This window comes from uncultured Granulicatella sp. (assembly GCF_963528195.1).
In the GTDB taxonomy this organism is placed as follows: Bacteria; Bacillota; Bacilli; order Lactobacillales; family Aerococcaceae; genus Granulicatella.
Map to the genome: position 1 here is coordinate 1 of NZ_CAURVN010000004.1, position 13,244 is coordinate 13,244.

A 13,244-nucleotide genomic window follows, 5' to 3' on the forward strand; every position below is an offset into this window, starting at 1 on the left:
AATCTGGGCTTATAGCCCCGGTTCAAACCACCCGTTAGACGGGTGGTCATGATTTCACAACAGCGCCCAATCCCAGGTGTTTCGGTCATAATACGAGGGTACGTTTAGGATGTAGTGTATGGAAATCTCATTAACGTTCTTTCGTTTAGCAAATGCGCTTCGCTGTTTGCTTGATGGGGTGCTATTTAAGATTGTTAGTTAGTTTGGTAGTAGCTCCATTATTGTTTCGCTCATCCGTTTGAGCGTTTTGTTTGATTGATATTTTTATCTGTGCTATACTATTTATGAATTAAGATGACGTGGAAAGGAGAGTGAGCAGGAATGCTCACTCTTTTTACGCAGTTATGTAAAGGAGGTTATCTATGAGTAAAGTTGCAGAATTAGTTTCAACACTCGCTTTGCCAGTTATTGAAGCAGAAGGGTTTGAATTAGTCGATTTAGAGTTTGTAAAAGAAGGGAAAAATTGGTTTTTACGTTTTTACCTTGACAAACCAGGTGGAATTGATTTAGATGATTGTGCGTTTATGAGTGAAAAATTTAGTGAATTATTAGATGCACAAGATCCAGATCCGATTCCTCAAGCGTATTTCCTTGAAGTATCTTCTCCTGGTGCTGAACGTCCTCTGAAAACTGAGAAAGATTTGAAAGAAGCGATTGGACAATATGTTCATTTATCTTTTTATCAACAAGTTGAAGGTGAAAAGTTTTTAGAAGGATTTTTAACAGAAGTAACTGATGAGTCAGTGACTTTAGAAGTGAAAATTAAAACGCGTAAAAAATCAGTTACGATTGTACGTGAAAATATTGCAAAAGCTCGATTAGCGATTCAATTCTAGGAATCAATTAGAAACATTTTTGACAAAGGAGTCACATTATGAGTAAAGAAATGATTAAAGCATTAAATATTCTTGAAGAAGAAAAAGGGATTTCTAAAGAAGTTGTGATTACAGCTTTAGAAGCGGCTCTTGTTTCTGCTTATAAGAAAAACTATGGACAAGCACAAAATGTTGAAGTTGAATTTGATGCTAAAAAAGGAAAAATGCATGTATACGCAGTGAAAGAAGTTGTGGAATATGTATTTGATTCAACACTTGAAGTGAGTATTGACGAAGCTCATGAATTACATAAAGCTTATGAAGTTGGAGATAAAATTCGTTTTGAAGTAACTCCAAAAGATTTTGGACGTATTGCTGCACAAACAGCGAAACAAGTCATTATGCAACGTTTAAGAGATGCTGAACGTACAAATATTTATAACGAATTTATCGAATATGAAAATGAAATTATGACAGGTGTAGTTGATCGTCAAGATTTCCGTTATGTATATGTGAATTTAGGTAAAATTGTTGCAGGAATGACAAAACAAGATCAAATTCCTACTGAAGAATATTTACCAGATCAACGTATTAAAGTATTAGTATCTAAAGTTGATAACACAACTAAAGGTCCATTAATTTTCGTAAGTCGTACACATCCAGATTTATTAAAACGTTTATTTGAACAAGAAGTTCCTGAAATTTACGAAGGAGTTGTAGAAATCGTTTCGATTGCTCGTGAAGCAGGAGATCGTGCGAAAGTTGCAGTACGTTCTAGAGATACGAACTTAGATCCAGTTGGTACTTGCGTAGGACCTCGTGGACAACGTGTACAAAATATCGTAAATGAATTAAATGGTGAAAATATGGATATCGTTGAATGGAACGAAGATCCATCTGTATACATTGCGAATGCATTAAATCCTGCACAAGTTGTGAAAGTAGATTTTGATTCTGATCGTAATAGCTGCATCGTTGTAGTTCCAGATCATCAATTATCATTAGCGATTGGGAAACGTGGACAAAATGCTCGTTTAGCTGCTAAATTAACTGGTTTCCGTATTGATATTAAATCAGAATCAGCTTATCAAGAATATTTAGACCAATTAGATTCAGAATTACCTACAGTTGAAGAAGCTTCAAGCGAAGAAGTTCAAACTGAAGAATAATCAAGAAGGAGGCATCTTATGAAAAAAAGAAAAGTTCCAATGCGTCGTTGTATAGCTTCTGGAGAAATGATGCCTAAGAAAGAATTGGTACGGATTGTTCGTAACAGTGAAGGTGTCGCTCAAATTGATCCTACTGGAAAAGTCAATGGAAGAGGAGCTTATATTACATTAGAACCGACTCTTGTTGAAAAAGCGTGGAAGAATCATTTATTTGAACGTCAATTAGAAATCGAAATCCCAGATAGTTTCTATGAAGAACTATTGCAATATGTGGATCACCAAAAAGCTAGAAAAGAGTTATTTAGTGATGGAAAGCATTGATAAAAAGAAAGCTCTCAATTTATTAGGTATGGCGACTCGTGCTCGTAAACTAATATCTGGAGAAGAGCAAGTACTGCAAAGTATTCAAAAAGAAAAAGTGAATCTCGTTATTTGTACAACAAATAGTAGTGAGAATACCGTAAAGAAAATCAAAAACAAATGTGAATATTATGAAATCCCTTTTATTCAGCAATTTACAACGGAAGAAGTTTCGCAGGCGATTGGAAAACAACGTTCGATTATCGCCATTGCTGATCAAGGTTTTACAAAAAGTCTGATGAAGATGAAAGGATTTAACGATATGAACGAATAGGAAGGTGAACGTATGTCAAAAACACGTGTATATGAACTTGCAAAAGAGTTAAAACTACCTAGTAAGGACATTATCGAAAAAGCAAAACAATTAGGCATTAGTTATAACAGCCATATGTCAACAATGGAAGATGGAGAAATCGCAACAATTAAAGCTTCAATGTCAACAAAGAAAGAAGCTCCAAAAAAAGTTGTTGAAAAGAAAGAAACTCCTGCGCCTAAAAAAGTAGAGGCAAAAAAAGAAGCAGCGCAACCTAAAAAGGAAACTGCTAAAAAAGAATCAGTGAAAAAAGCTGAACATAAACCAGCACATTCACCAAAACAACAGGATAAAAATCATCAACCAAACCAAAATCAAAATAAACATGGACATAAGAAGGAATCTATGCAAAAACAAGAAACAGTAGCAAACAAAGGACCAAAACATCAATCACGTGATGAAGAATCATATTCAAATCATCGTGAATCTAAAAAGAATAATGATTTCAAACGTGGAAATCAAAAACGTGGTGGCGAACGTAATCAACAAGAAAACTTTAATAAGAAAAATCGTCATCAAAAAAATAATCGTAAACAACAAAAGAATGCTGAACAAAAACCAGCAGTTCCAGCACGTAAATTCCATGAATTACCAGATGTATTAGTATATACTGATGGAATGACAGTTGCTGAATTAGCTAAAAAGATTAAACGTGAACCAGCAGAAATTATTAAAAAATTATTCTTATTAGGAGTAATGGCAACATTAAATCAAGGATTATCGAAAGATGCGATTGAATTATTAGCAGCAGACTATGGTATGGATGCTGAAGAAAAAATCGAAAAAGATATTTCTGATTTAGATGTATACTTTGAAGAAGCAGCTGCTGAGAGCGACTCACATGCAGTTCGTCCTCCAGTTGTTACAATCATGGGACACGTTGACCATGGTAAAACAACTTTACTTGACCAATTAAGAAATTCTTCTGTAGTAGCTGGAGAAGCTGGAGGAATTACACAACATATTGGTGCATACCAAATTAAAATTGATGGCAAACCAATTACATTCTTAGATACACCAGGTCACGCGGCATTTACAACAATGCGTGCTCGTGGTGCGGATATCACTGATATTACAATTATTGTAGTTGCTGCTGATGACGGTGTAATGCCACAAACAATCGAAGCAATTAACCATGCAAAAGCCGCAGATGTTCCAATTATTGTTGCTGTAAACAAAATTGATAAACCAGCTGCTAATCCAGGTCGTGTAATGCAAGAATTATCTGATTTAGGTTTAGTTCCTGAAGCATGGGGTGGAGATACAATCTTCGTTGAAATCTCTGCTAAATTCAATCAAAATATCGAAGAATTATTAGAAATGATTTTATTAGTAGCTGAAATGCAAGAATTAAGTGCAAATGCTAATCGTTTAGCCTTAGGTACAGTTATTGAAGCTCGTTTAGATAAAACAAAAGGACCTATCGCAACATTATTAGTTCAAGAAGGAACTCTTAAAGTTGGAGACCCTATCGTTGTCGGAAATACATTTGGTCGTGTTCGTGTAATGGTGAATGACCAAGGTCGTCGTGTGAAAACAGCTGTTCCAGCAACTCCAGTTGAAATTACAGGGTTAAATGCATCTCCACAAGCAGGAGACCGCTTCGTAGTATTTGAAGATGAAAAATCAGCTCGTGCAGCCGGTGAAGAACGTGCAAAACGTGCTTTAATTGAACAACGTAATGCATCAAGCCGTATTACTTTAGATAACTTATTCTCAACATTAAAAGATGGAGAAATGAAAGAAGTTAACGTCATTATTAAAGCTGACGTACAAGGTTCTGTAGAAGCATTAGCTTCAAGTTTACAAAAAATTGAAGTTGAAGGCGTACGTGTGAAAATTATCCATACAGCTGTTGGGGCAATCAATGAAAGTGATATTACTTTAGCAACAGCAAGTAATGCGATTATTATTGGTTTCAACGTAAGACCTACACCTCAAGCGAAGATTCAAGCTGAATCTGATCAAGTAGATATTCGTTTACACCGTATTATTTATAATGTTATTGATGAAATTGAAACAGCGATGAAAGGTATGTTAGATCCTGAATTTGAAGAGAAAATTACTGGTTCTGCTATCGTTCGTGAAACTTATACAGTATCTAAATTAGGTACAATTGCTGGTTCATATGTTACTGAAGGGGTTGTTAAACGTTCTAGTCAAGTTCGTTTAATCCGTGATAACATTGTTATTTATGAAGGTGAATTAGCAAGCTTGAAACGTTTCAAAGATGATGCTAAAGAAGTGAAATTAGGATTTGAATGCGGAATTATGATTGAAGGCTACAATGATATTAAAGTAGATGATATTATCGAAGCATTTGAAATGGTTGAAATTAAAAGAAAATAGTCATTAAATGATGGAATGAAGAGAGGAGAGTATCAAATGGCGAATTTCCGTGTTGGTCGTGTTTCTCAAGAGATTTTGAGAGAAGTGAATGATATTTTGTCAAAAAAAGTTCGTGATCCTCGTGTGCAAGAAATTACGATTACTGAGGTAGATGTAACGGGTGATTTACAAATTGCGACGGTTTATTATACAACTTTGCAAACTTTAGCGAGTGAGCGCCAAGCAACTGAGTGTGGATTGGAAAAATCTAAAGGTTTAATTCGTCGTGAATTAGGGAAACGTTTATCTCTCTATAAAACGCCTGAATTAATTTTTAAACGTGATGAGTCTGTTGATTATGGAAACCATATCGAAGAATTGTTGAAGAGTATCCAACAAGAAGACGAGGATCGTTAAATACAAGCAAAAAAATATGACTGCTAAAACAGTAGTAAAGGACGGCAGCAGCTTCGCAAAGCGAATCTCATGCCTAAAGTTCGAGCCTAGGTCTCGAACTTTCCTAGTAAAAGTAGCCAATTGGCTACTTTTACGCTTACTACTGTGGGCAGTCATTTATTTTATAACAAATAAAAAAACTCTCCTTAGTAGCTCCAGTAATGGAATCCTTTATCAGGATTCCATTACTGGAAAAATTGAGACCTTAGGCTCAATTTTTAGCAATGAGACTCGCAAAAGCGAGGCTGCTTGCGTCCCAAGCTACTACAGAGAAGTCAAATTTTATTTATAAAAAATAATAAATTTAAATTAACTGTGGTATAATAAAAACACTATGAATAAAAGAGGTGTGTTATGATTTCTGCAAATGAGACATGGATTCTTTGGTCCATTATTATCGTCATTGCAACAGCAAGTATTTATTTAGAAAATCATTATGAATGGGCATCGAAAATTAGTGGTCCTATTATTGGTTTATTAGCAGCAGCTACATTAAGTAATGTTGGCATCATTCCTGTTGAATCTCCTGTTTATGATCAAGTATGGGATGTTGTAGTTCCATTAGCGATTCCGATGTTGCTATTCACATGTGATTTAAAACAAATATGGAAAGAAAGTGGACGTCTATTAATGATTTTCTTAATTAGTTCTGTAGGAACTATATTGGGGGCTTTAGTAGGATATGCTTTCTTAGGAAAATTGATTCCCGTATTGAATCATATTGCCGGAATGATGGTTGGAAGTTATATCGGTGGTGGAGTTAACTTTGTGGCAGTTGCTTCTGCATTTGATATTCCAAAAGAATTAATTTCTGCAGCTACCGTAGCTGATAATTTATTAATGGTATTTTATTTCTTAATTTTATTAATGATTCCATCTATGGCATTTTTCAAAAAACATTTTAAATCTGCTTATTCAAATGAAGAATTAGAAGACTCTAAACAATATCATTCAAAAACAGTAGTAACGTTACAAGATATTGCCTTTGTATTTGCGATTGCAGTAGTTATTGTAACGGTAAGCTTTAGTTTATCAAAAGGAATTGCGACTCTTGGACAAAATAGTGTGATTCAATTTATTTCTAATAAATATTTGATTCTAACAACTTTAACAGTTGCGGCTTCAACAATTTTTTCTTCATTTTTCAAGAAAATTCATGGAGCAAATGAAATTGGAACTTTCTTAATTTATTTATTCTTTGTTGTAATCGGGATTCCTGCTTCAATTGAGGCAATTATTGCGAAATCTCCATTACTTTTAGTGTTCTGTGCCATTATGGTCTTTGTAAATATGTTCGTGACATTCTTAGGGGCAAAAGTGTTTGGATTTACCATTGAAGAAGCTATTTTAGCATCAAATGCAAACATTGGAGGCCCAACAACAGCAGCAGCCATGGCAGTATCAAAAGGCTGGCATCGCTTCGTAGCACCAACCATGCTAGTAGGAACATTAGGATATATATTAGGAACCTATATTGGAATATTAATAGGAAACTTACTCATGTAAAACAAAAGACAAACATCAACTTAGAAAAAACTAAGAAGATGTTTGTCTTATTTATTTGGAAAAAGACTTCCTATAGTAGTATGGGAACGATAAGCCTCTGGCTTATCGTTCAGGAAATTTTGAGATCAAAGGCTCAAAATTTAGGCATGAGACCGCAGGTCTGCTGCCGTCCTAATACTACTATCACAGGAAGTCTATAAAAAAGATAAATTATTTTGTTAGGTAAGTAACCGCCATTGCATCTACGCCTGTATGGCTCATAATAATTGGTGAAGTCATTACAATTGTAAGTTTAGCGTCTGGGAATAACTCACGTAAAGTATCGATTTGAGATTGATTAAACTCATTCAATCCAGCATGCATAATCCCAATTTCTTGAATCCCATTAGGGGAAGCTTTCATTTCCTCAAAAACTTCATCATATTTCTTTTGAAGAGACTTTAAACCTCTCCCTTTTTGAACAATTTCAATTTTACCATTGATGACTTCTAAGAATAGTTTAATGTTTAATAAATTCGAGAAAGCTCCCATGACACGACTAATACGGCCACCTTTAATTAAATTATCTAAGTTTAAAACCGTTAAATATAATTTTGTGCGTTGACGAGTACTTTCAATAACTTCTAAAACTTCTTCAGCACTTTTGCCTTCTTTGGCAGCATTCGCAGCTTCACGAACAATAATTCCCATTGAACGAGAAGTGAAGTCTGAATCAACAACCGTTACAGTTGATTCAGTAATATCTGCTGCTTGTCTTGCAGCATTTACAGTTCCACTAATCGAATTCATCAAGTGAATAGAAATAATTTCAGAACCGTCTTTTCCTAATTCATCATACAGTTCTACAAAACGACCAATAGAAGGTTGAGCAGTCATTGGTAATTCAGAACTTGCAATCATTTTATTTTTGAATTCTTCTTTTGTAATAGTTTCACCGTCTAAATAATGTTCCTCTTGAATGGTAATATTTAATGGAACTACATGAATATTGAAATCTTGGATTTCTTGTTCGGTTAAATCAGCAGTTGAATCTGTCACTATGATTATACGAGACATGTTGTCACTCCTTTTAACTTAATGTATTTCTATCATAGCATATTTTTTTACTAAACACCTAGCATTAATATTTTTTACTAAGGATAGAGGAGTATTCTAGCATAGGATTTGTTTTTTTTTAAGAAAATCTGTGATAAAATATGATAAGTTATTAAGTTAAATTTATTGAAAAAGGAAGAAATCAATGGACGGAATTTTACCACTATGGAAAGAAAAAGGAATGACTTCTTTCGACTGTGTCTTTAAAGTTAGACGCTTATTACAAACGAAAAAAGTAGGGCATTCAGGTACATTAGATCCAGAAGTAGATGGAGTTTTACCAATTTGTGTTGGAAAAGCAACAAAAGTGGTAGAGTATTTATTAGAATCCAATAAAGTCTATCAAGGAGAAATTTGTTTAGGGATTGCGACTGAAACAGAAGATGCTCATGGAGAAATTGTGAAACAAGAAGCGATTATGACTCCATTTACAACTGAAGAAATTGATGCCATGATGGAAACCTTTATTGGAGAAATTACTCAAATTCCTCCAATGTATTCTGCTGTGAAAGTTAATGGTAAAAGAATGTACGAATATGCTCGAAAAGGAGAAGTTGTAGAACGTCCAGAAAGAAAAGTAAATATCTACGAGTTTAAACGAACTTCGACTCCTAAATATGATGAAGTGACGAAAACACAAAAATGGACTTTTGAAGTTAGTTGCAGTAAAGGGACTTATGTTCGTACATTAGCTGTTGATTTAGGAGAAAAACTAGGAGTACCTTCTCATATGTCGCAGTTAACTCGTATTAAAAGTGGACCATTTATGTCAGAACAATGTGTGACCTTATCACAATTAGAAGCTTTAGTGGAACAACAGCAAGCAGAATCGATTCTTCGACCTTTAGAAGAAATGTTTAGTACATATCCTAGAGTAGATATTAGTGAGGAATTCATGACAAAAGTAAAAAATGGTGCCATTTTAACTACTAAAGAATTACCTCAAGTGGTAGAACCTTCAACTTTTTATATTGAAGGTGAATTAATAGCCTTATACGGACCTCATCCTGAGAAAAAAGGACTATTAAAACCGATTAAAATGTTTTAAGGAAAGAGAGATAACATGCAAATTATAAAAATCACCCATCCTTATGAACCTTCTCAAATTGTTCAAGAGCCGATTGTGTTGGCACTAGGATTTTTTGATGGAATTCATTTAGGGCATCAGGAAGTGATTCAACAAGCAAAGGAAAAAGCTCAAGAATTAGGCGTGAAATTAGCGTTAATGTCATTTGACCATCATCCTTCCATTATTTTCCAAGGAGCAGATCCAGATGAGTTACAATACCTTTCTCCTTTTGAAAGAAAGGTAGAGTTATTAGAAGAGTTTGGCGTAGATATTTTCTACGTTATTGATTTTACAAAAGAATTTGCTTCATTAAGTCCTCAAGAGTTTGTTGACCAATATATGGTTGGGCTAAATGCTGTAACGGTTGTTGCTGGATTTGATTACACTTATGGAAAAAAAGAGATTGCTAATATGGAATTATTACCCACTAATGCAAAAGAAAGATTTTCAATTGTTACGATTTCTGAACAGCAGACAGAAAAACAAAAAATTGGTTCAACAGCGATTCGACACTATTTAGAAACGGGTCAAATTGAAGAAGCAAATGCCTTATTAGGCTATGAATATACAATGATTGGAAAAGTTGTTCATGGTTTTGGACGTGGAAGTGCCTTATTAGGATTTCCAACAGCGAATATTGATGTTTCAACGGACACTTATTTATTGAAAAAAGGAGTTTACATTGTAGAAATTCAAGTAGAAGATAAGTGGTATCCTGCGATGGCTTCGATTGGAGTGAATCCAACGTTTAATGATGTAACGAAAATTACCATTGAAGTTTATATTTTAGATTTTCAAAGAGATATTTATGAATTCCCTGTAAGAGTAAAATGGTTACATTATTTACGAGACGAATTAAAATTCGATGGAGTAGAAGCACTTATTGCTCAATTAAAAGAAGATGAAGTAAATACTAAAAAATATTTTAAAAAATAATGGTGAAAAATATGTGGTACTTGAAAAATTTTGACGAATTATCTAAAAAAGAAGTCATTGAAATTTATAAAGCAAGAATTCAAACTTTTATTGTTGAACAACAATTAAATTATCAAGAAATTGATGAGATTGATAAAAGAGCGTGGCATTTATTTGAAACAGATGAAAATGGTAAAGTGATTGCTTATTTACGAATTTTCCAAGAAGTGGATGGAGCTCATATTGGACGTGTCATTGTTGATGAAGATTATCGTAGACAAGGAAAAGGAACTGCACTGATGGAAAGAGCGATAGAAATTTGTCAAGAATGGTATGTCGATCAGCCGATTATGATTCATGCACAAATGTATTTACAGCAGTACTATGAATCATTAGGCTTCGAAGTTTGGTCACAACCTTATCAGCTAGTTGGAATTGAACATATGGATATGATTTTAAAATAGGAGGCATTTGTATGATTACTCGTTACACAAGACCGGAAATGGCCAATATTTGGTCAGATGAAAATCGTTATCGTTGTTGGTTAGAAGTTGAGATTTTAGCTTGCGAAGCTTGGGCAGAGTTGGGAGAGATTCCTAAAGTTGATGTCCAAAAAATTCGTGAGAATGCTAGTTTTTCAGTGGAAAGAATTTTAGAAATTGAAGAAGAAACAAGACACGATGTTGTAGCTTTTACTCGTGCAGTGAGCGAAACATTAGGGGAAGAACGTAAATGGGTTCATTATGGTCTAACAAGTACAGACGTTGTGGATACTGCCTATGGTTATCAATTAAAACAAGCGAATGATATTTTACGCAAAGATTTAAGACGTTTCTTAGAGATTATCCAACAAAAAGCACTTGAACATAAATATACCGTCTGTATGGGAAGAACGCATGGGGTACATGCAGAGCCAACGACTTTTGGATTGAAGCTTGCATTATGGTATTCAGAAATGAAACGTAATATCGAACGATTTGAACGTGCTGCCCAAGGTGTTGAAGCTGGAAAAATTAGTGGAGCCGTTGGAACTTTTGCCAATATTCCAACTTCTGTAGAAGCGTATGTATGTGGGCAGTTACAAATTCGTCCTCAAGAAATTTCAACACAAATTTTATCGAGAGATTTACATGCGGATTATATTTCAACGATTGCTTTAATTGCGACTAGTATTGAAAAATTCGCCACTGAAATTCGTGGCTTGCAAAAATCAGAAACACGTGAAGTCGAAGAATTTTTTGCAAAAGGTCAAAAAGGTTCTTCTGCAATGCCACATAAGAGAAACCCGATTGGTTCAGAAAATATGGCTGGCTTATCAAGAGTGATTCGTGGACACATGGTAACAGCGTATGAAAATGTCAATTTATGGCATGAAAGAGATATTTCGCATTCTTCAGCAGAACGTATTATTATTCCAGATAGCACAATTTTACTAAATTATATGTTAAATCGTTTTGGTAATATTGTTAAGAACTTAACGGTATTTCCTGACCGTATGCTTAAAAATATGGATGCAACATTTGGATTAATTTATAGCCAACGTGTTTTATTGAAATTAATTGATAAAGGATTAAGCCGTGAAAAAGCTTATGACTTAGTACAACCATGTACAGCATTAGCTTGGGATGAACAACGTTCATTCAGAGAAATTATTGAAAACAACGAAGAAATTATGTCACATTTAACGACTGAAGAATTGAATGATGCCTTTGATTATCACTATCATATTCGACAAGTTGATGAAATTTTCCACAGAGTTGGACTTGACTAGTGCATTTTTCTAAAAAATATGGTATAAACGTATAGTAAACAAAATATGAAGGAGAGTTAACATGATTAACGTAAGTGATTTAAAAGCAGGAATGACTTTCATTCTTGATGGAAAATTAATTAAAGTGTTGGAAATCAGCCACCACAAACCAGGTAAAGGAAATACTGTAATGCGTATGAAAATCCGTGACGTTCGTAACGGATCAACAGTTGATACTACTATGAGACCTGATGAAAAAGTAGAACGTGCTCACATTGATACAAAAGACGTTCAATACTTATACAGCCAAGATAACGTTGGTGTATTCATGGACTTAGAAAGCTATGAACAATATGAAATTCCAGAAGAAACAATCGAAAACGAATTGAAATACATTTTGGAAAACATGGAAGTTAAAATTCAATTCTACGGAACAGAAGTAATTGGGGTTTCATTACCTTCAACAGTTGTATTACAAGTAACTGAAACTCAACCATCTATTAAAGGTGCTACTGTTACAGGTTCTGGTAAACCAGCAACAATGGAAACAGGATTAGTCGTAAACGTTCCAGACTTCATCGAAGCTGGCGAGTACTTAGAAGTAAACACTTCAGAAGGTACATACGTACGTCGTGCAACTAAATAATGAAGAAAGAAAAGAAACAGTTTGCGAAAGCAAACTGTTTTTTTGATACGCTTCTGTTTCCATTTCTACTATCCTATGTTACACTAGCAAAAAGTGAACAAGAGGTGATAGAGATGAAAATTGCAGTAATGGGTGGAACGCCTGTTGATTCAAGATTAGGAAAGGAATTATTAGAAAAGCATGGCTTTGTAGATATTTTGCCAGTGCCTATTTCGAATAATCCGATTGAACAAACAACTTTTCAATCTTCCTCTAGTGAATATAGAATGGCTTTTATGAGAGAAAAAGTTGAAAAACTACGTGCGGAATATGATGCCATTTTTGTTTATTGTAATTCTCTTAGCTCGGTAGTAGATTTTGATCAATTATCTCAGGAGTATGAGATGCCAATGATTACGCCAATGCAAATGTATCGTCAATTAGCAATGGATTATCAACAAGTAGCTGTAATGGCAGCAAACTCTCATGGATTAATGGGAGTGGAGAATAATTTATATAAAGCTAATCCTAGTTTACAAGTCATTGGAATTACGTTACTTGAATTAGTCAAATCGATTGAAGCCAATCTCTCACCAAAAGAAATTGCAACAAAGTTTGACTTTAGTAGTTTATTTTCATTTTTCAATGGAAGTAATGTAGAGGCTGTTATTTTAGGATGTACTCATTTTCCATATATCAAAGAAGAATTAGAAAGTTTGACCAAACTCCCAATTATTGACGTTGGAGAATACATGGTTCGCACCTTAAAAGAGAAACTATAATAAAGGTCAAAAAATATTAGACTGATATGTAGTAGCAAACTATAGGGAAAAATTAAGACTA

The 13,244-nt window shown here is 34.3% G+C and carries 14 protein-coding genes; 13 read left to right on the plus strand and 1 reads right to left on the minus strand.

The features are described from left to right. Positions 1-362: 362 nt before the first annotated feature. The 7 genes from rimP to RWR88_RS02090 all read left to right on the plus strand — a co-directional run bounded on the left by rimP (position 363) and on the right by RWR88_RS02090 (position 6,947). Positions 363-836 carry a ribosome maturation factor RimP gene (gene rimP / locus RWR88_RS02060; protein WP_006702587.1) on the plus strand — a complete coding sequence of 158 codons (474 nt, stop codon included), beginning with the start codon at positions 363-365 and terminating at the stop codon, positions 834-836. 38 nt (positions 837-874) lie between these two features. Next, the gene (gene nusA, locus RWR88_RS02065) at positions 875-1,984 is read left to right on the plus strand and encodes a transcription termination factor NusA (RefSeq protein ID WP_314450402.1); all 1,110 of its coding nucleotides are present in this window, start codon (positions 875-877) and stop codon (positions 1,982-1,984) included. A gap of 18 nt (positions 1,985-2,002) precedes the next feature. Further along, positions 2,003-2,305 (plus strand): RNase P modulator RnpM, encoded by a 303-nt coding sequence (gene rnpM, locus RWR88_RS02070; protein ID WP_006702589.1) that lies wholly within the window; start codon positions 2,003-2,005, stop codon positions 2,303-2,305. Continuing rightward, positions 2,292-2,618 (plus strand): ribosomal L7Ae/L30e/S12e/Gadd45 family protein, encoded by a 327-nt coding sequence (locus RWR88_RS02075; RefSeq protein WP_006702590.1) that lies wholly within the window; start codon positions 2,292-2,294, stop codon positions 2,616-2,618. The genes rnpM and RWR88_RS02075 overlap by 14 nt, the downstream gene beginning before the upstream one ends. 12 nt (positions 2,619-2,630) lie before the next feature. After that, positions 2,631-5,006: a translation initiation factor IF-2 gene (gene infB / locus RWR88_RS02080; RefSeq protein ID WP_314450404.1), complete on the plus strand. Its 2,376-nt coding sequence runs from the start codon at positions 2,631-2,633 to the stop codon at positions 5,004-5,006. 36 nt (positions 5,007-5,042) lie between these two features. Next, positions 5,043-5,402 carry a 30S ribosome-binding factor RbfA gene (gene rbfA / locus RWR88_RS02085; RefSeq protein ID WP_314450406.1) on the plus strand — a complete coding sequence of 120 codons (360 nt, stop codon included), beginning with the start codon at positions 5,043-5,045 and terminating at the stop codon, positions 5,400-5,402. A 393-nt stretch (positions 5,403-5,795) separates the two neighbouring features. Then, on the plus strand, positions 5,796-6,947 hold the full coding sequence (locus RWR88_RS02090) for a DUF819 family protein (RefSeq protein ID WP_314450407.1): 1,152 nt from the start codon (positions 5,796-5,798) through the stop codon (positions 6,945-6,947). Positions 6,948-7,157: 210 nt separating this feature from the next. Here RWR88_RS02090 and RWR88_RS02095 read toward each other — a convergent pair whose 3' ends face one another. Beyond that, positions 7,158-8,003: a DegV family protein gene (locus RWR88_RS02095; RefSeq protein ID WP_314450408.1), complete on the minus strand. Its 846-nt coding sequence runs from the start codon at positions 8,001-8,003 to the stop codon at positions 7,158-7,160. A gap of 184 nt (positions 8,004-8,187) precedes the next feature. Here RWR88_RS02095 and truB point away from each other — a divergent pair, with 184 nt between their 5' ends. From truB to RWR88_RS02125, 6 genes are all read left to right on the plus strand, one after another. Further along, complete coding sequence (gene truB, locus RWR88_RS02100) at positions 8,188-9,090, plus strand: tRNA pseudouridine(55) synthase TruB (RefSeq protein ID WP_314450409.1); 903 nt, start codon at positions 8,188-8,190, stop codon at positions 9,088-9,090. A 15-nt stretch (positions 9,091-9,105) separates the two neighbouring features. Continuing rightward, on the plus strand, positions 9,106-10,047 hold the full coding sequence (ribF, locus tag RWR88_RS02105) for a riboflavin biosynthesis protein RibF (protein WP_314450411.1): 942 nt from the start codon (positions 9,106-9,108) through the stop codon (positions 10,045-10,047). 11 nt (positions 10,048-10,058) lie between these two features. Further along, positions 10,059-10,490 carry a GNAT family N-acetyltransferase gene (locus tag RWR88_RS02110; RefSeq protein WP_314450413.1) on the plus strand — a complete coding sequence of 144 codons (432 nt, stop codon included), beginning with the start codon at positions 10,059-10,061 and terminating at the stop codon, positions 10,488-10,490. An 11-nt stretch (positions 10,491-10,501) separates the two neighbouring features. Then, the gene (purB, locus tag RWR88_RS02115) at positions 10,502-11,797 is read left to right on the plus strand and encodes an adenylosuccinate lyase (protein ID WP_314450414.1); all 1,296 of its coding nucleotides are present in this window, start codon (positions 10,502-10,504) and stop codon (positions 11,795-11,797) included. Positions 11,798-11,858: 61 nt separating this feature from the next. After that, positions 11,859-12,422: an elongation factor P gene (gene efp / locus RWR88_RS02120; protein ID WP_006702601.1), complete on the plus strand. Its 564-nt coding sequence runs from the start codon at positions 11,859-11,861 to the stop codon at positions 12,420-12,422. A gap of 113 nt (positions 12,423-12,535) precedes the next feature. Next, entirely contained in the window at positions 12,536-13,183 is a 648-nt protein-coding gene (locus tag RWR88_RS02125) for an aspartate/glutamate racemase family protein (RefSeq protein WP_314450415.1), read from the plus strand. The last annotated feature ends 61 nt before the right edge of the window (positions 13,184-13,244 follow it).